Source organism: Pseudomonas sp. NPDC096925, assembly GCF_044762545.1.
GTDB lineage: Bacteria > Pseudomonadota > Gammaproteobacteria > Pseudomonadales > Pseudomonadaceae > Aquipseudomonas.
This window is the reverse complement of the sequence record NZ_JBIWEM010000001.1, coordinates 294,615-312,937: the sequence shown is the minus strand read 5'-3', so window position 1 is coordinate 312,937 and position 18,323 is coordinate 294,615. Positions and strand designations below refer to the sequence as shown.

Here is an 18,323-nt window from a genome sequence, read left to right as displayed (position 1 = left end):
TCCCACAGGGTCGGCGCAAGGCCAAAGACCTGCGCGATACCTGTGGGAGCGGGTTCACCCGCGAAGCTGGCGACGCGGTGTCAGAACCCTACACTGGCCTGCACATAGAAGGTCCGTGGCTCACCCACATAGATGCCGGCATTGTTGTCGCTGGAGCGGGTGAAGTACTGCTTGTCGAACAGGTTCTTCACCCCCGCCGCCAACTTCAGGTTGGACATTTCCGGTCCGAACTCATAGCCGCCACGCGCATGCCAGGTCACGTAACCCGGAATGTCGCCGAACTGCCCGTCCGCACTCGGCTCGGTGATGTAGTCGCCGTTGAAGCTGCCATCGGCATTGATCCCCGTACCCGGTGCACGCTGTTTGGATTGGGCGTAGGCATCCAGGTTCCAGGTCCAGTGGTTGACCGCGTAGCGCACCCCGGCAGTGGCCACCTGGCGTGAATAGAACGGCAGGTCACGGCCCTTGAAGCCAGGAATGTCCCCTTCATAAGTAGCGCGGGTATAGGTGTAGCCACCGCTCACCGACAGCCCTTCCAGGCGCGGGTCAAGCCCCGCCAGGTCATAGCGCACCGAAGCCTCGATACCCTGGTGCTTGGTCGCGCCGAGGTTGGTCCAACCCACGTCGTTGCTGATGTACTGCAGTTCGTCGTCGAAGTCGATGTAGAACGCCGTCAGCTCACCGGCAAAGGCGCCATTGTCATAGCGGGTACCGATTTCGTAGGTCTTGGCCTTTTCCGGTTCCAGGCCATTGGCCGTGCTGTTGCCAGTACCGCCCTGGCCCAGCTGGAAGTACTGCAGGCTGCCAAACGAGGTCTCGTAGTTGGCGAACAACTTCCACGCATCGGAGAGGTGGTACATCACGCTCAGCGCCGGCAGCGGCTCGTTGCTGGTGATGCTGCGTTTCTTCTCTGGCACCGGCTGGCCGTTGGCACCGAGCACCGGGCGGTCGCGCCAGTCGGTGTTGATGTGCTCGAAGCGGATGCCCGGGGTGATGGTCCAGTTACCCACGTCGATCTTGTCGTCGATGTAGTAGGCGCTGGCCTCGGTACCGCCACTGCGGTCCTGGAACACATGGCCGTCGGAGGTCGGGGTTGGCGTCGGCACATTGTCGATCAGCGCCAGGCGGGTCGACTGCTCACGCATCGCTTCCTTCAGGTAGCGGTAACCCACGCTGACTTCCTGGGTGGTCGGGCCGGCGAAGAAGATCCGCGACAGCCGTGGTTCGATGGCGAAGGTGTGGTAGTTGCGCGGGTACGACGACAGGGTCTTCATGTCGCGCGAGGCAATGGCGCTGCCGCGGAAGCTGTCGGTGTAGTAGGTCAGCACTTCGAACTGGGTGGCGTCGTCGAGCTGCCGCTGCCACTTGAACGACACATCCTTGCGCCGGCCGGCGAAGTAGTCGTAGTCGCGCAGCGACTGGTACGGGTTGCTGTCGTACTGGGCCTGGGTCAGGCCGCCGGGCATGTCGGCACGGCCATCGTAATAGTGGAAGTTGAGCCAGAACTCGTCGACGTCAGTCGGCGCCCAGTGGGTCTTGAGGATGACGTCATCGATATCGTTGCCGTTGTTGCTTTCACGGTAGCCGTTGCCATTCACCCCGGTGTACAGCAGCGCCACACCCATGCCGTTGTCCGCCGTGCCGCCGACGAAGGCCGATTCGGTATGCTTCCAGCCACCATGCCGGGAGGTTTCCAGGGTGGTGGACAGCTCCGCCGATGCCTTCTCCGGGATCGCCCGGGTAACGAAGTTGATCACCCCGCCGACGTTCTGCGGGCCATAACGCACGGAACCGGCGCCACGTACCACGTCGATGCTGTCGAGGTTGCCCGAGGAAATCGGCGCCATCGACAACTGCGGCTGCCCATAGGGCGCGAAAGCGGCCGGGATACCGTCGATCAGCACCGTGGAGCGTGGCGACAGGCGTGAAGTCAGGCCGCGAACGCCCACGTTCAGCGACAGGTCGCTGCCGCCGGTGCCGTTGGAGTCCTGCACCTGCACGCCCGGGATGCCGCGCAGCACATCGCGCACGTTCATTGCGCCCTTCTCCACCATCGCCTCGCGGCGCACCACCGTGCGCGCGCCGGGGTGGTTCTGCACCATGCTCTGCTGGGCATCGCCCAGCCAGTCACCCACCACCTTGATGTCGGTGGGCGCCAGTTCCAGGCTGCCAGTGGTGAAGGTGCCATCAGCCTGCGCCGGCTTGACCACCACGGTGCCCTGGGACATCTCGTAGGTCAGGCCGCTGCCTTGCAGCAGCTGCTGCAGCGCCTGCTCGGGCGCCAGCTGGCCGGACACCGCCGGGGCTTGCTTGCCGGCCACCAGTTCGGGGCTGAAGAACAGCTGCAGGTTGGTCTGCTGGCCCAGCTGGTTCAGCGCCGAAGCCAGGGGTTGGGCCTGGATCTGGATGGTGCTACCGGCCTCTGCGGCCTGGCCGTTGACGGCCACGGCACTGACCGCCAGGGCCAGCGCCAGAGCGCGGAAGCGTGGAAAGGGCTTGTTGTTGTTCACGTCGTCGAAACTTCCTGGAATACGGAATAAACGCCAACCGCATGCAAATGGAAATGCTTGGCAGTTGCAGCTGGCGGGGAAGACGAACGAGCGAAAAAAAACCTGAATCTATTTCGCGATTATTTCGCGCGAGCCATCTTCATGGGCCTTGATGGCCACCGGCAGGATGCTCGGCAAGGCGCGCAGCAGCGCGTCGGTGTCGTCGGTGCTGAAGGTGCTGGACAGCCGCAGTTGGGCGACTTTGCCGGGGGCGACCCGCAGCGGCTGGCTGCGGTAACGCGAAGCTTCTGCCACCACCTCGGCCAGGGTGGCGTTGTCGAACACCAGCCGGCCTTGGCGCCAGGCCGTCAGGGCATCGGTATTCACCGCATAGGGTGCGGCCACCTGGCCTTGTGCATCGATATGCGAGCCCTGGCCAGCCGTGAGCTGCGCCAGCGAGGCGCCCTTGCCCTGCACACGCACCGAGCCCTGCTCCACCGCCACGCGCGTGCTGGCCGGGTCCAGCCGGACATCGAAACGGGTACCGGTGACAGTCACGCTCCCCTGGGCGGTGTCGACCACGAACGGCCTGCCACTGTCATGGGCGACGGTGAACATCACTTCACCCGCCATCAGCCGGACATGCCGCTGGCCGGCGCTGAAGGCGACCTGCACTTGCGTACTGCCGTTGAGTTCAAGGTGCGAACCATCCGGCAGGTCAACCTGGCGGCGTTCGTTGAAGGCTGTCTGCAAACTGCCCTGGTGATTCAGTTGCTGGTAGTGCCAGCCACCCCAGCCCAGCCCCAACGCCAGTGCGGCCACACTGGCGGCCAAGGCCTGGCGCACAAAGCGTCGACGTGGCAACTGACGTACCGGGGCTGGCTGGCACAGCGCTTCCAGGCGCTGGCGGGGGATGAAGTCGGCGGCCTGCCACAGGCGGGCGAGCTGCTGGTACTCTTCACGGTGCCGTGCATCGCCTTCCAGCCAGGCGTGCAGTTGCGCCTGCAGCACGGCATCGCGAGGCGCATCCTGCACGCGGGCAAACCATGCGGCCGCCTGCTCGCGGACGGTACCGGTACCGTGCTGTTTCATCGAAAAGGTCTCCTGACTCATCATGCCGACACATCCAGGTGCTCACGCAGATGCCGGAGCGTGCGGATCATATACTTTTCGACCATGTTCTTGCTCAACCCCATGCGCTCGGCGATCTCGGCCTGGGTCAGGCCTTCGAGCTTCTGCCAGATGAACACCTGCCGGCAATTGAGCGGCAGTTCGGCCAGCGCCCGCTCGACCCTGTCGGCCAGCTCCAGCGCATGCACGTAGGCCTCGGGGTCGCCATTACCGGCCACGCCTTCATCGAAGGCTTCCAGCTCCAGGGCCTGGCGGCGGTCCTCGCGACGGAAACCGTCCACGGCAATGTTGCGCGCGGTCTGGTGCAGGTAGGCGCGGGGCTGCTCAACCTGCTCGCGCGGGTTTTCCAGTACCCGGACAAAGGCATCGTGGGTGAGGTCCTCGGCCTGCGGTCGACTGCGCAACTTGCGCGTCCAGGTGCCGATCAGCTCGTGGTAGTGGTCGAGGAAGCCTTTGGGTCCGGACACGGTCGGGGTCATCAGGGAGGCGGACAAGGGTGCGAATAGTAATGTTTCTCATCAAAACCGGCAATTCCGCCAGTCGGTAACAAAAAATTTATTGTCTTTTTCATGGACGGCAGTGCGAAGCATTGTGGCCATAAATATGAACACCACAGGACTCTTCGCGGGTAAACCCGCTCCCACAGGAAGCGTGGAAACCCTGTGGGAACGGGTTTACCCGCGAAGGGGCCAATTTGGTCCATTCCACAATTTTTTACGCTTGAAACACTGCGGGGAACATCAGCTGGTCACACGAGTCGGTTATTCAAATGGCTGGTCGTCGATCCACGTCGATCACGCCCGGATTGCCTGTTGATTCTGCATTCTTCACGCCCTAAAGTGCGCGCCGAACGTCCATGCTGGAAACGATCCATCCGGCTCAAGTACTGAGTAGGCGAACCAAAGTGGGGATACGGAGGACGTTCAGTTTGCAGCCACTTAATCTTTCAGTTTGCCCATGGAGTCCCTGAGCATGTCGATCCAGGTCGAAGACTATTTCGCGCGTGACACCTTCCAGAAAATGAAGGCGTTCGCCGACAAGCAGGAAACCCCGTTCGTACTCATCGATACCCAGATGATCAGCCAGGCCTATGACGACCTGCGTGCTGGTTTCGAATTCGCCAAGGTGTACTACGCGGTCAAGGCCAACCCGGCCGTCGAGATCATCGACCTGCTCAAGGAAAAAGGTTCGAGCTTCGACATCGCCTCGATCTACGAGCTGGACAAGGTGCTGGGCCGCGGTGTAACCGCCGACCGCATCAGCTACGGCAACACCATCAAGAAGTCCAAGGACATCCGCTACTTCTACGAGAAGGGCGTGCGCCTGTATGCCACCGACTCGGAAGCCGACCTGCGCAACATCGCCAAGGCCGCGCCGGGCTCGAAAGTGTACGTGCGTATCCTCACCGAAGGCTCGACCACTGCCGACTGGCCGCTGTCGCGCAAATTCGGCTGCCAGACCGACATGGCCATGGACCTGCTGATCCTCGCCCGCGACCTGGGCCTGGTGCCTTACGGCATTTCCTTCCATGTTGGCTCGCAGCAGCGCGACATCAGCGTATGGGACGCCGCCATCGCCAAGGTCAAGGTGATCTTCGAGCGCCTGAAGGAAGAAGACGGCATCGAGCTGAAGCTGATCAACATGGGTGGCGGCTTCCCGGCCAACTACATCACCCGGACCAACAGCCTGGAAACCTACGCCGAAGAGATCATCCGCTTCCTGAAGGAAGACTTCGGTGACGACCTGCCGGAAATCATCCTCGAGCCGGGCCGTTCGCTGATTGCCAACGCCGGTATCCTGGTCAGCGAAGTGGTACTGGTTGCACGCAAGTCGCGCACCGCTGTCGAGCGCTGGATCTACACCGACGTGGGCAAGTTCTCCGGCCTGATCGAAACCATGGACGAAGCCATCAAGTTCCCGATCTGGACCGAGAAGAAAGGCGAGGCCGAAGAAGTGGTCATCGCCGGCCCGACCTGCGACAGCGCCGACATCATGTACGAAAACTACAAGTACGGCCTGCCGCTGAACCTGGCCATCGGCGACCGCCTGTACTGGCTGTCGACCGGTGCCTACACCACCAGCTACAGCGCAGTGGAATTCAACGGCTTCCCGCCGCTGAAGGCTTACTACCTGTAATGCACAACGGGGCCGCAAGGCCCCGTTTTCATTTGTGCTTTGCTGTACCGGCCTCTTCGCGGGCACGCCCGCTCCCACAGGTACAGCGCAGCCTCAAGCCTTGTCCAGACCCTGTGGGAGCTGGCCTGCCGGCGATAGGGCCAGCACAGGCGACATCAGGCTTCGCGCCGCTCGATCTCCTCGGCATACCGCGCCGCAAAGGCCATCAATACCGGCCCCGCCCCCTGCAAGCTCACCAGCGCACTGCGCAGGAAATTCATGTTCCCCTCGACCCGCGCCCGCTCCAGCCAAGGCCCGGCTTCCGCCACCTGCCCACGCTCGACCAGCACCAGCCCCAGGCTGAACATGCCGCGAAAGTCCCCCGCCTCGGCCGAACGCCGATACCAGCGCACCGCCCGTGTCGGGTTGGGCGCCGTGGCGATGCCTTGCTCCAGGTAACGCCCGTACAGGTTCATCGACTTGGCATGCCCCATGTGCGCCGCTTTCTCGTAGCACATCAGCGCCTGCGCCTGGTTGGCCGGTACGCCGCGCCCGGTGGCCAGCAGGTTGCCCAGGTTGTACAGCCCCCAGTCCAGCCCGGCATCGGCCGCACGCGCATAGTGAACGGCCGCCTGCGCCGGGCTTGGCTCACCGCCCCAGCCATGCTCCAGGCAACGCCCCAGCATGTTGTGCGCCATGGCACTGCCGCCCTGTGCGGCAATGCCGAACCAGCGCCTGGCCACGGCGGCATCCGCCTGAATGCCGCGCCCGTCGAGCAGGATCTGCCCCAGCAGCAACTGTGCCTCGACCGCACCCTGCCCGGCCGCCGCCAGAATCGCCTGGGCAGCCTTGCCGGGGCTTTCTTCCAGCATGGCCTGCAAACGGGCCACATCCATCACTTCCTCACGCCGCAACTGATAGGACACGGTTCAGACCTCGGCCCAGCGGCGCAGCAGGTTGTGGTAGGTGCCGGTCAGTTGCAGCAGTGATGGATGGTCCGGCACATCGGCAGTCAGTTGCTGGATGGCATTGTCCATCTCGAACAGCAACGCCCGCTGGCTGTCCTCGCGCACCAGGCTCTGGGTCCAGAAGAACGCGGCGTAACGCTGGCCACGGGTCACCGGGTTGACCTTGTGCAGGCTGGTGCCGGGGTACAGCACCAGGTCACCGGCGGCCAGTTTGACCTGCTGCACGCCATAGGTGTCCTGGATCACCAGCTCGCCGCCGTCGTAGCTGTCCGGATCGCTGAGGAACAGCGTGGAGGACAGGTCGGTACGCACCCGCTCCGGGCTGCCCTTGGGCTGGCGCAGGGCGTTGTCGATGTGGAAGCCGAAATTGCCACCTTCGCGGTAGCAGTTGATCAACGGCGGGAACACCTTGTGCGGCAAGGCTGCGGACATGAAGCGCGGGTTCTGCCACAAGCGGTCGATCAGCGCACTGCCGATCTCCTTGGCCAGCGGGTGTCCTTCCGGCAGCTGCAGGTTGTGCTTGGCCTTGGCCGACTGGTAGCCGGCCGTGATCTTGCCGTCGGCCCAGTCGGCCTGCTCCAGCGCCTCGCGGATACGGGCCAGCTCATCGGTATCGAACAGGCCGGGGATGTGAAGCAGCATGGCGGCAGCACCGTTGGAAAATGTAAAGGCGCCAATGATATTGATTCCCTTTTGCGCTTCACAACCCCCATTCGCCGCTTAAGACGTTTCAGCTTGATGAAACCGTAAAGGGAAACTGTAAAGATTGTAAATTCTTCACGAATGGTAACGACTCTCAATTGTGAGTCACAATCGCTTACATTAAGATCCGCGGCCTTAACACCTTGGGGAAGGTCCTAAGCAATGCGCCAGTACGTACCATCTGCAGTGAGTTCACCACGCCTGATCGTGTCTGCCATCGGCGTCGCCCTCAGCGCCTCGTCGGCCTACGCCGCCGACCCGGCCGCCAGCAGCGCGATCACCCTCGACGCCACCAGCGTCAACGGCAAGGCTGAACAAGCCAGCACCGATTACAAGGTCGACAAGGCCTCCTCGCAGAAGTACACCGCGCCGCTGGTAGACACCCCACGCTCGATCACCGTGATCCCGCAGCAAGTGATCAAGGACACCAGCGCCCTGACCCTGCAGGACGCCCTGCGCACCGTGCCAGGGATCACCTTTGGTGCCGGCGAAGGCGGCAACCCGCAAGGCGACCGCCCGTTCATCCGCGGCTTCGACGCCCAGGGCGACACCTACCTGGACGGCGTGCGCGACACTGGTGCACAAACCCGCGAAATCTTCGCCATCGAATCGGTAGAAGTAGCCAAGGGCCCGAACTCGGCCATCGGTGGCCGTGGTGCCGCCGGCGGCACCATCAACCTGGTGAGCAAACGTGCACACCTGGGCAACTCGCTCGATGGCGCCTGGACTTGGGGCAGCGACCAGACCCAGCGCTACACCTTCGATGGTAACTACCAGTTCAGCGATACCGTTGCCGGCCGCCTGAACCTGATGACCCACGAAAGCAACGTCGCCGGCCGCGACAAGGTCAACTACGACCGTTGGGGTATCGCCCCATCGCTGGCCTTCGGCCTGGGTACCCCGACCCGCGTGAACCTCGACTACTACCATCTGGAAAGCGACGACCTTCCGGATTCGGGCATCCCGTACACCATCCCGACCGGTGGCAACACTGCACGCACTTCGGCGCACCCGAGCAAGCCGACTGACGGCGGCGACAGCGACAACTTCTATGGCCTGACCGGTCGCGATTTCCGCAAGACCCGCGTTGACATCGCAACCATTGGCATCGAGCACGACCTGACGGACTCGCTGACCATCAAAAACACCCTGCGTCACGGCAACAGCATGCAGGACTACATCCTGACCCAGCCTGACGACAGTGTTGGCAACGTCAACAACAATGGGGTCTGGCGTCGCGCCAACTCCCGTGTTGGCAACACCGCCACCACAACCAACCAGACCGACCTGTTCGGTGAGTTCTTCGTCGGCGGCTTCAAGAACAATTTCTCCACCGGTATCGAGTTCACCAAGGAAGAGTCCGACCGCCAGAGTTACACCGTCACGCCAAACAGCAAACTCAGCTGCACTGGGCCTGGCAACGGCGGTAGCTGCACCTCGCTGAGCGACCCGAACCCGGATGACGCTTGGGACGGCACGGTCTCGCGCAACTACGCCGGTACCAAAACCAGCGGCAAGACACGTGCGATCTATGCTTTCGATACACTGGAGCTCACGCCCCAGTGGCTGCTGAACATGGGCCTGCGTTACGACCATTTCGATACCAAGTTCCGTACCTACGACGCCAGCGGCGCAACCGTCGTGAACAAGAACGGCGTACCTACCAAAGGTCGCGACAAGAGTGAATTCTTCACAGGCCAGCTGGGTCTGGTCTGGAAGCCTGCCGAAAACGGCAGCATCTATGTTTCCTACGCCACGTCCGCGACCCCGCCAGGCGCCATGCTCGGTGAGGGTACCGAAACCAACACTCTGCCAGGCACCACTGACCGCAGCGGCAATATCTTGGGCAGCGACCTGGAGCCGGAAGAGACCACCAACTACGAAGTAGGTACCAAGTGGGACTTGCTGGACGAACGCCTGTCACTGGCAGCAGCGATCTTCCGCACAGAGAAGGAAAATGCCCGCGTTCAGGTGGACACCACCACCTACGAGAACGTCGGCGAAACTCGTGTACAGGGCATCGAGCTGTCGGCCAGCGGCAAGCTCACCGACAAGTGGCAGGTATTCGCCGGCTATACCTACCTTCAGGCACGTCAGATCGACGGCGGCCCGCTGAACAAGGCTAACGACGGCAATCAGCTGCCAAACACGCCGAACAACAGCGCCAGCCTGTGGACCACGTACTCCGTTACGCCGAAGCTGACCATCGGTGGCGGTGCGTTCTACGTCGATGACGTGTATGGCAACGTAGCCAATACCACAATGGTCGACAGCTACGTGCGCTATGACGCCATGGCTGCCTACAAGCTGACCAAGAACATCGACCTGCAGCTGAACGTGCAGAACCTGACCAACGAGGTGTACTACGACAAGGCCTTCTCCACCCACTTCGCCAACCAGGCAGCCGGGCGGACGGCTCTGTTGACCACCAGCGTCCACTTCTGATGCCAGGATGGGGTTGATCTGTTGAATGGGCTGCGCCTGTGCCGGCCCTTTCGCGGGTGAACCCGCTCCCACAGGTACTCCACTGGCCTCAGATCCAGTGATATCTCTGTGGGAGCGGGTTCACCCGCGAAGAGGCCGGCACAGGTAACAAACAACCCGCTCCCCCCGCCCCGTTCATTCCCGTGAGCGGGGCTTTTGCGTATCAAGGCATAATGCACGCCGCGCAGTGTGCGGCAGAAACACAAGGTGATCATGTGGTGAAGAAGACGCTGTTCCAATTGCACTGGTTCTTTGGCATCACCGCTGGCCTGGTGCTGGCCTTGATGGGTATCACCGGGGCCTTGTACTCGTTTCAGGAAGAACTGCTGCGCGCGCTGAATGCCGATGTCCTGAAGGTCCAGGTGCGCCCGGAGGGCGTGCTGCCCCCGGCCGAACTGGTCCAGCGAGTCGAGGCCCAGCAGCACGACAAGGTGGCGATGCTGTGGGTCGATGTACGCGAAGGCAACGCCGCACGCGTCTCCTTCACCCCGCCACCAGGCGAGCGCCGTGGCCCGCTGCGCTACGCCGACCCGTACACTGGCGAACTCAAGGGAGAAGTGGCCGGGCAAGGCTTCTTCAACCTCATGCTCAACCTGCACCGCTTCCTGGCCATGGGCGACAGCGGCCGGCAGATCACCGGTGCCTGCACCTTGATGCTGGTGTTCTTCTGCCTCTCCGGCCTGTACCTGCGCTGGCCGCGCAAGGCGCTGGACTGGCGCACCTGGCTGACCTTTGACTGGGCCAGGAAAGGCCGCGCCTTCAACTGGAACCTGCACGCGGTGGCCGGCACCTGGTGCCTGCTGTTCTACCTGTTGTTCGCCCTGACCGGGCTGTTCTGGTCCTACGAGTGGTACCGCGAAGGCCTGAACAAGCTGCTGGCCGACGCACCGGCCGCCGGCCAGCAACAAAAGCGCGGCGAAGGCCGTGGCCGCCACGGGCCGCAGAAAATCGACAAGAACGCCCCGCCGCTGGTGGTCGACTACGACGCGATCTGGGCCAACCTCAAGGACGCCGCCGGCCCGGGCCTGGCCATGTACAACCTGCGCCTGCCACCGGTAGGTGGCCAACCGGCCAACCTGTTCTACCTGCTGGACGACGCCGACCACCCGCGTGCCTTCAACACCCTGGTGCTGGACCCGGCCAGCGGTCAGGTGAAAAAACATGACCGCTACACCGACAAATCCTTCAAGGCCCAGCTGCTGCAGAGCGTCTACGCCCTGCACGTGGGCGAATACTTCGGCCTGCCGGGGCGCATCATCGTCACCATCGCCAGCCTGACCATGCCGCTGTTCTTCGTCACCGGCTGGCTGCTGTACCTCGACCGCCGCCGCAAGAAGCGTCAGGTACGCGCCGCCCGTGGCAACGTCACCAGCAACACGGCCAGTGGCGACAGCTGGCTGATCGGCTTTGCCAGCCAGAGTGGCCTTGCCGAACAACTGGCCTGGCAGAGCGCCGGCCAGCTGCAGGCGGCCGGCCTGCCGGTGCAGGTGCGCGCCCTTGCCGAACTGGGTGAAGACGACCTGCGCCAGGCCCGCCGTGCGCTGTTCGTGGTCAGCACCTTCGGCGACGGCGAAGCCCCCGACAGCGCCCGCGCCTTCGAGCGCAAGGTGCTCGGCCAGCCCTGGGCGCTGAACAACCTCAACTATGCCCTGCTCGCCCTCGGTGACCGCCAGTACCCGCACTTCTGCGGCTTCGCCCGCCGCTTGCAGGCATGGCTGGGTGAGCGCGGTGCCAGCAGCGCGTTCAGCCCGGTGGAAGTGGACAACGCCGACCAGGCAGCGCTGCAGCAGTGGCAGCAGGAACTGGCGCAACTGACCGGCGCCCAGCCGGTGGCCGCCTGGCAGCCGCCGAGTTTCGGCAACTGGTCACTGGTGCGCCGTGAACTGCTCAACCCGGGCAGCCAGGGCCAGCCGGTGTACCTGCTCGGCCTGCGACCGCAAGCGCCCGCCAGCTGGGAAGCCGGTGACCTGGTGGAGATCCTGCCGCTCAACGGCCAGCCAAGGATCGAGGCCTTCCTCGATGGCATGGCGCTGGACGCCGGGGCCAAGGTGCAGGTGAATGGCCTGGGCGAAACCCTCGCCCAAGCCCTGGCTGGCCGCCAGTTGCCGACCCGTCGCGATCACCTGATCGGCTTGCAGCCGCAAGCGCTGGTCGATGCATTGGTGCCGATCGGCAGCCGCGAGTACTCGATCGCCTCGATCGCCAGCGATGGCGTACTGGAGCTGATCGTGCGCCAGGAACGCCACGCCGATGGCAACCTGGGCCTGGGTTCCGGCTGGCTGACCGAATACCTGCCGCTGAACGGTACGCTGAGCCTGCGCTTGCGGCGCAACAGCAGCTTCCACCTGCCGGAAACGGCTGCACCACTGGTGTTGATCGGCAACGGCACCGGCCTGGCCGGCCTGCGCAGCCTCCTCCGTGCGCGGGTGAATGCGGGCGAGCAGCGCAACTGGCTGCTGTTCGGCGAGCGTAACCGCGCCCATGACCTGCTGTGTGGCAGCGAGCTGCAAGGCTGGCTGGACAGCGGCGACCTGGCACGTCTGGACCTGGCATTTTCGCGGGACCAGGCGGAGAAGGTGTATGTGCAGGATGTGTTGCTGCAGCAGGCTGAAGAGTTCAAGCGCTGGGTCGCGGATGGCGCCTGTGTGTATGTCTGTGGCAGCCTGCAAGGGATGGCGGCGGGAGTGGATGCGGCGCTCAACGGTATCCTCGGGGAGGCCACTGTGCAGCAGCTTATCGAGGATGGGCGGTATCGGCGGGATGTGTACTGATCGGAGACTGATGTAACCAGCACCGGCCTCTTCGCGGGTAAACCCGCTCCCACAGGGTCCTAACAGATTTTGAATACTGTGCGGTACCTGTGGGAGCGGGTTTACCCGCGAAGTGGCCGGTACAGGCTGTCAGTGCAGCTCGAAGGTATCGGCATCCAGGTTGGCCGGGAACTTGGCCCGGTAGGCCGCCAGCTCCGCCGCGCTCAACACCGCGGTAAACACCCCGTCGGCCTCCCCGGCGCTGAGCAGGCTCTCGCCCTGGAAGTCCAGCACCTGGCTGTCGCCGGAATAGGCAAAGCCCTTGCCATCGGTGCCCACCCGGTTCACCGCCGCCACATAGCACAGGTTCTCGATACCCCGCGCCGGCAACAGCCGGTTCCAGTGCTGGCGGCGCGCAGCCGGCCAGTTGGCGGTGTACAGCAACAGGTCGGTGTCCTGGGCATCGCGGCTCCACACCGGGAAGCGCAGGTCGTAGCAGATCAACGGACGAATCCGCCAGCCCTTGAGCTCGAACTGCACCTGGCGCTCGCCCGGTGTGTAATGCTTGTGCTCGCCGGCCATGCGGAACAGGTGGCGCTTGTCGTAGTGCAGGACTTCGCCATCCGGCCGCGCCCACAGCAGGCGGTTGCGGTGGCTGCCATCGGCGGCCTGGATGATCACGCTGCCGGTAATTACCGTGTCGTACTTCTTCGCCTGGGCCTTCAGCCATTTGTAGGTCGGGCCATTCTCCGGCTCGGCCAGGCTCTCGGACTGCATCGAGAAGCCGGTGGTGAACATTTCCGGCAAAATCACCAGGTCCACTTCGCCCACCTGCTCCAGCAGCACTTCGAAGTGCGCATGGTTGGCCTCGCGGTCGTGCCAGGCCAGGGTGGTCTGCACCAGGGCGACTTTCAGGTTCGGCAGTGTGCTCAGATCGCGCATAGTCTTTCCGCTGCCTGACGCAGCGTCTCCTCTCGTTTGGCAAAGCACAGGCGGACCAGGCGTTGCTCGGGGATGGGTTGCTGGTAGAACACCGACACCGGGATGGTCGCCACGCCGTGCTCACGGGTCAGCCACAGCGACATGTCGACATCGTTCAGGTCCGGGCGGATCTGCGAATAGTCCACCAGCTGGAAATAGGTACCCGCCGTGCGGGTGAAACGGAACCGCGAGCTCTCCAGCAAGCCGCAGAACAGGTCACGCTTGGCCTGGTAGAAGGCCGGCAGTTCATCGATATGCTCGGGGTGCTCGGCCATGAAATCGGCCAAGGCGCACTGCAGCGGGGTCACGCCGCAGAAGTTCACGTACTGGTGCACCTTGCGCAGCTCGGCGCTCAGCGCCGGCGGGGCAATCACGTAGCCGGTCTTCCAGCCGGTAACGTGGTAAGTCTTGCCGAACGAGCTGATCACGAAGGCACGCGGGTACAGCTGCTCGTGGGCCAGCACGCTGGCATGGCGCACACCGTCGTACACCAGGTGCTCGTAGACCTCGTCGCTGACCAGGTAGATATCGCGATCAGCGATAAGCCGGGCCAACTGGTCGAGGTCTTCTCGGGTAATCAGCGCGCCGCTGGGGTTGTGTGGCGAATTGAGGATGACCATGCGCGTTCGCGGGCTGAGGGCATCGCTGAACTTCTGCCAGTCGATGCGGAAATCGCCGTCGCTCAGCTGTACATGCACGCAGCGGCCACCGGCCAGTTCCACGGACGGCTCGTAGCTGTCGTAGCAAGGGTCGAAGACAATCACTTCATCGCCAGCCTGTACCACTGCCTGAATGGCACAGAAGATCGCCTCGGTGGCGCCTGGTGTAATGGTCACTTCCTGATCGGCATCCACCTGTGCGCCATACAGCCGCGCGACCTTGGCCGCCACCTGCTGGCGCAGGGCCGGCAGGCCGGTCATCGGCGAATACTGGTTATGCCCGGCGGCCACATGCCGGCCGACTGCATCGAGCAGCGCCTGCGGGCCGTTGAAGTCGGGGAAACCTTGCGACAGGTTGAGCGCGCCCGTCTGCACGGCGAGCTGGGACATGGTGGTAAAGATGGTCGTGCCGACATTCGGCAGTTTGCTGCGAATCATGGAGCCCTCTTTCCTGGGGTGTATCCGGCACGGGGTGGAGTCCGAGCATAGCGGATCGAGCGGTCAGGAAAAAGGTTGAAACAATAGGGGGATTTGCGCTGGATCAAAGGGCCTGTTCGCGGGTAAACCCGCTCCCACAGGTACTGCACAGCATTCGAAAACTGTGTGGGACCTGTGGGAGCGGGTTTACCCGCGAAGAAGCTGACGCGGAATCAGCGCTTGTCGCGGCGCTTCTTCTCGGCCTTCTTGTGGTGCGACATCAGGCGGCGCTTCTTGTTGACCTGGCGGTCGGTGAGGGTGTTCTTCTTGCCCTCGTACGGGTTCTCACCGCCCTTGTACTCGATGCGGATCGGCGTACCGACCAGCTTGAGGACGCGGCGGTAGGTGTTCTCCAGGTAACGCGAGTACGACTTCGGAATCTTGTCGGTCTGGTTGCCGTGGATCACGATCAGCGGCGGGTTGGCACCGCCGAGGTGGGCATAGCGCAGCTTGATGCGGCGGCCGTTGACCAGCGGTGGCTGGTGCTCGCTCACGGCATCTTCGAGGATCTGCGTCAGGCGGCTGGTCGGCCAGCGGGTGACCGCCGACTTGAACGCGGCCTGTACCGACTTGTACAGGTGGCCCACGCCGGTGCCGTGCAGGGCGGAGATGAAGTGGATGTCGGCAAAATCGACGAAGAACAACCGGCGCTCCAGCTCGGTCTTCACGTAATCGCGCTCGCCCGGCTCCATGCCGTCCCACTTGTTCAGGGCGATGACGATGGCGCGGCCGGCTTCCAGGGCGAAGCCCAGCAGGTTCAGGTCGTGGTCCACCACACCTTCGCGGGCGTCCATGACGAAGATCACCACGTTGGCGTCCTTGATCGCCTGCAGCGTCTTCACCACCGAGAACTTCTCGACTTCCTCGTGGATCTTGCCGCGCTTGCGCACGCCAGCGGTGTCGATGAAGGTGTACTTCTCGTCATCGCGCTCGAACGGGATGTAGATACTGTCGCGGGTGGTGCCCGGCTGGTCGTACACCACCACACGCTCTTCGCCGAGCATGCGGTTGACCAGGGTCGACTTGCCGACGTTGGGGCGACCGATGATGGCGATCTTGATGCCATCCTTTTCGCTCGGGCCCGGGATGCGCACCGCTTCTTCGCCTTCGGCGACTTCGGCGTCCAGCGCTTCCTCGACCTGGTCACGCGGCAGGTGGCCGAGCACGGCCTCCATCAGCGCGTTGATGCCACGGCCCTGGGAGCCGGCCACCGGGATGGCGTTGCCCATGCCCAGCGGCGAGAACTCGGCGCGGGCGACGTCGGCGTCGATGTTGTCGATCTTGTTGGCAACCAGGATCGCTTCCTTGTTCCGCTTGCGCAGGTGCTCGGCGATCATCTGGTCGGCGGCGGTCATGCCGGCGCGGGCATCGACCAGGAACAGTACATAGTCGGCTTCTTCGATGGCCATGAGCGACTGCTCGGCCATTTTCTCGTCCATGCCCACTTCGTCACCGGTGATACCGCCGGTGTCGATCAGGATGAAGGAACGACCCTGCCAGGTGGCATCACCATACTGGCGGTCACGGGTCAGGCCCGACAGGTCACCGACGATGGCATCGCGGGTCTTGGTCAGGCGGTTGAACATGGTGGATTTGCCGACGTTCGGGCGGCCCACCAGGGCGATTACGGGAACCATTCGGCTCTCCACTCTTGAATTCTTGAAAATGCAAAGGCCGCTGCAAGGCAGCGGCCGGAGTTCGGGCGGCGTGTCCTACGCCGCGGCTTGAAGCCCGCCAAGGCTTCAAGCATAGCTTCAGCGGATGGTCAGTGCCTCGAGCTTGCCGCTGTTGCCGAAGACGTAGATGGTGTCGCCGACCACAAGTGGGCGGGCACGCAGGCCATCGCTGTCGATACGTTCACGGCCAACGAAACGGCCATCGACCTGGCTCAGCAGGTGCAGGTAACCCTCGAAGTCACCCACAGCCACGTAGCTGGAGAACACCTCAGGCGCCGTCAGCTGGCGGCGAGCCATGGTGTCGTTGGTCCACAGGGCGCTGGACGAGCGCTCGTCGACGCTTTCGACAGTACCCGAAGCTTCGCTGACGTAGACGTTGCCGAAGCCCTGGGCGACACCCACATAGCTGGAGGCATCGCGCTGCCACAGCACGCGGCCGCTTTCCAGGTCCAGGCCCGCGACGCGGCCCTGGTAGGTGCTGACGTACAGGGTACCACCAGACAGCAGCAGGCCGCCGTCGATATCGACCACACGATCCAGCTCGGAACGGCCCTGCGGAATCGCCACACGGCTTTCCCACACAGGAACACCGTTGTTGATATCCACCGCCACCACCTTGCCGGTGGACAGGCCGGCGACGGCCAGGCGGTTGGTGGCGATCGGTGCGCCGGTACCACGCAGGGTCAGCACGGCCGGGGTGTTTTCATAGATCCAGCGGCGGTCGCCAGTCGTGGCATCCAGGCCGATCAGGCGGTCGTCCTGGGTCTGCACCACCACCACGTCACCGTTGTTGGCAGGCGGGGCCAGCACTTCGCTGGTCACGCGGGAGCGCCAGCGCTCCTCGCCGGTGCTGGAATCCAGGGCGATGACTTCACCCTTGAGGGTGCCGATCATGACCAGGCCGTAGCCTACGCCGACAGCGCCGGATACCGGCAGTTCGAGGTCCTTCTTCCACACCACGTCGCCGGTGATGCGGTCGAGGGCGAAGACTTCGCCGTTGACGTCGGAAGCGTAGATACGGTCGTTCTCGATGGCGGGTACCAGGGTGTTGTAGGTCTCGCCCTGGCCGTCACCGATCGAACGGCTCCACTGCTTCTTCAGCACCACTTCCTCGGTGAACTTGGTCAGCTCGGCCGGGGGCAGTTCCTTCTTGCTGTTGCTGCTGCAACCTGCGGCCAGTACGGCCAGGGTCAGCACTGCTGCATGTTTCCAACCGATCACTTACGCGTCCCCTTTGGCCAAGTCATCCAGCTTCAATTGCAGGCCACCGACCGCCGCCTCATCGGACAGCGCAGCCTTGGCTTTCTCGTAAGCGCTGTGCGCGTCGTCGGCGCGCCCCAGTTGCACCAGCAGGTCACCTTTCAACTCTTCACGGCTGGCCAGGAAGGCTTTGTCAGCGTCGCCGTCGAGCAGCTTGAGGGCTTCCTCGGCCTTGTTCTGGGCGGCCAGAACACGTGCCAGGCGCTGACGCGAAATTTCGCCCAGGGTGGCATCGGCCGGTTTGTCCAGCACGCCCTTCAGCTCGGCAGCAGCGTCGTCGAGCTTGCCGCTCTCGACCGCAACCTTGGCCACGAACAGGCTGCCGTACTGGGCGTAGGCGGTACCGCCGAACTCGCTCTTGAGCTTGCCGGCCAGTTCCGCGACCTTGGTCGCGTCAGGCTGGCCAGTCGGCGTCAGGCTGGTCTCCAGCAAGGCCTGGTACAGCTGCGAGGCACCTTGCGACTGATTGTTCTGGTACTTGTGCCAGGTATTCCAGCCCAACACCACCACGCCAGCCAGCAGGGCACCGGTCAGCAGCGGCTTGCCGTTGCGGTTCCACCAGTCCTTGACCCCTGCCAGTTCATCATCGGTACTCGACACCCCAATACTCCTTTTCGCCTATTCGCTTGTT

13 protein-coding genes are annotated in these 18,323 nt (G+C 63.6%); 3 read left to right on the top strand and 10 right to left on the bottom strand.

Annotation, left to right across the window (positions count from 1 at the left end):
- Window positions 1-80: 80 nt before the first annotated feature.
- The 3 genes from ACIQYU_RS01540 to ACIQYU_RS01530 all read right to left on the bottom strand — a co-directional run bounded on the left by ACIQYU_RS01540 (window position 81) and on the right by ACIQYU_RS01530 (window position 4,099).
- The gene (locus ACIQYU_RS01540; protein WP_402797940.1) at window positions 81-2,510 is read right to left on the bottom strand and encodes a TonB-dependent siderophore receptor; all 2,430 of its coding nucleotides are present in this window, start codon (window positions 2,508-2,510) and stop codon (window positions 81-83) included.
- 108 nt (window positions 2,511-2,618) lie between these two features.
- Window positions 2,619-3,581 (bottom strand): FecR family protein, encoded by a 963-nt coding sequence (locus ACIQYU_RS01535; RefSeq protein ID WP_144170654.1) that lies wholly within the window; start codon window positions 3,579-3,581, stop codon window positions 2,619-2,621.
- A 20-nt stretch (window positions 3,582-3,601) separates the two neighbouring features.
- Entirely contained in the window at window positions 3,602-4,099 is a 498-nt protein-coding gene (locus tag ACIQYU_RS01530) for a sigma-70 family RNA polymerase sigma factor (RefSeq protein ID WP_144170653.1), read from the bottom strand.
- Window positions 4,100-4,592: 493 nt separating this feature from the next.
- Between ACIQYU_RS01530 and ACIQYU_RS01525 the strand changes: the two genes are divergently transcribed.
- Complete coding sequence (locus tag ACIQYU_RS01525) at window positions 4,593-5,756, top strand: type III PLP-dependent enzyme (protein ID WP_054901082.1); 1,164 nt, start codon at window positions 4,593-4,595, stop codon at window positions 5,754-5,756.
- Between the two features lie 155 nt (window positions 5,757-5,911).
- Here ACIQYU_RS01525 and ACIQYU_RS01520 read toward each other — a convergent pair whose 3' ends face one another.
- Both ACIQYU_RS01520 and ACIQYU_RS01515 read right to left on the bottom strand, forming a co-directional pair.
- Window positions 5,912-6,661 (bottom strand): tetratricopeptide repeat protein, encoded by a 750-nt coding sequence (locus ACIQYU_RS01520; RefSeq protein WP_207834756.1) that lies wholly within the window; start codon window positions 6,659-6,661, stop codon window positions 5,912-5,914.
- Between the two features lie 3 nt (window positions 6,662-6,664).
- The gene (locus ACIQYU_RS01515; protein WP_063911325.1) at window positions 6,665-7,345 is read right to left on the bottom strand and encodes a Fe2+-dependent dioxygenase; all 681 of its coding nucleotides are present in this window, start codon (window positions 7,343-7,345) and stop codon (window positions 6,665-6,667) included.
- Window positions 7,346-7,567: 222 nt separating this feature from the next.
- Here ACIQYU_RS01515 and ACIQYU_RS01510 point away from each other — a divergent pair, with 222 nt between their 5' ends.
- Window positions 7,568-9,850: a TonB-dependent siderophore receptor gene (locus ACIQYU_RS01510; protein WP_343582780.1), complete on the top strand. Its 2,283-nt coding sequence runs from the start codon at window positions 7,568-7,570 to the stop codon at window positions 9,848-9,850.
- 254 nt (window positions 9,851-10,104) lie between these two features.
- Window positions 10,105-12,660, top strand: coding sequence for a sulfite reductase flavoprotein subunit alpha (locus ACIQYU_RS01505; protein ID WP_207834760.1), 2,556 nt, complete (start codon window positions 10,105-10,107; stop codon window positions 12,658-12,660).
- Between the two features lie 129 nt (window positions 12,661-12,789).
- On the opposite strand, the gene ACIQYU_RS01500 is transcribed toward ACIQYU_RS01505, so the two are convergent.
- From ACIQYU_RS01500 to ACIQYU_RS01480, 5 genes are all read right to left on the bottom strand, one after another.
- The gene (locus ACIQYU_RS01500) at window positions 12,790-13,581 is read right to left on the bottom strand and encodes an amidohydrolase (protein WP_207834762.1); all 792 of its coding nucleotides are present in this window, start codon (window positions 13,579-13,581) and stop codon (window positions 12,790-12,792) included.
- Window positions 13,569-14,717, bottom strand: a complete 1,149-nt coding sequence (locus tag ACIQYU_RS01495; protein ID WP_402797930.1) for a pyridoxal phosphate-dependent aminotransferase — start codon at window positions 14,715-14,717, stop codon at window positions 13,569-13,571. The genes ACIQYU_RS01500 and ACIQYU_RS01495 overlap by 13 nt, the downstream gene beginning before the upstream one ends.
- 212 nt (window positions 14,718-14,929) lie before the next feature.
- Window positions 14,930-16,393, bottom strand: coding sequence for a ribosome biogenesis GTPase Der (gene der / locus ACIQYU_RS01490; RefSeq protein WP_013971029.1), 1,464 nt, complete (start codon window positions 16,391-16,393; stop codon window positions 14,930-14,932).
- A 117-nt stretch (window positions 16,394-16,510) separates the two neighbouring features.
- The gene (gene bamB, locus ACIQYU_RS01485) at window positions 16,511-17,653 is read right to left on the bottom strand and encodes an outer membrane protein assembly factor BamB (protein ID WP_063911321.1); all 1,143 of its coding nucleotides are present in this window, start codon (window positions 17,651-17,653) and stop codon (window positions 16,511-16,513) included.
- Window positions 17,654-18,292, bottom strand: coding sequence for a tetratricopeptide repeat protein (locus ACIQYU_RS01480; protein ID WP_207834772.1), 639 nt, complete (start codon window positions 18,290-18,292; stop codon window positions 17,654-17,656). It lies immediately after the preceding gene.
- Window positions 18,293-18,323 lie beyond the last annotated feature (31 nt).

Coding starts and splice junctions, on each gene's coding strand:
- ACIQYU_RS01515 (WP_063911325.1), bottom strand. CDS start 7,345: ATGCTGCTTCACATCCCCGGCCTGTTCGATACCGATGAGCTGGCCCGT.
- ACIQYU_RS01510 (WP_343582780.1), top strand. CDS start 7,568: ATGCGCCAGTACGTACCATCTGCAGTGAGTTCACCACGCCTGATCGTG.
- ACIQYU_RS01535 (WP_144170654.1), bottom strand. CDS start 3,581: ATGAAACAGCACGGTACCGGTACCGTCCGCGAGCAGGCGGCCGCATGG.
- ACIQYU_RS01500 (WP_207834762.1), bottom strand. CDS start 13,581: ATGCGCGATCTGAGCACACTGCCGAACCTGAAAGTCGCCCTGGTGCAG.
- ACIQYU_RS01495 (WP_402797930.1), bottom strand. CDS start 14,717: ATGATTCGCAGCAAACTGCCGAATGTCGGCACGACCATCTTTACCACC.
- ACIQYU_RS01525 (WP_054901082.1), top strand. CDS start 4,593: ATGTCGATCCAGGTCGAAGACTATTTCGCGCGTGACACCTTCCAGAAA.
- der (WP_013971029.1), bottom strand. CDS start 16,393: ATGGTTCCCGTAATCGCCCTGGTGGGCCGCCCGAACGTCGGCAAATCC.
- ACIQYU_RS01530 (WP_144170653.1), bottom strand. CDS start 4,099: ATGACCCCGACCGTGTCCGGACCCAAAGGCTTCCTCGACCACTACCAC.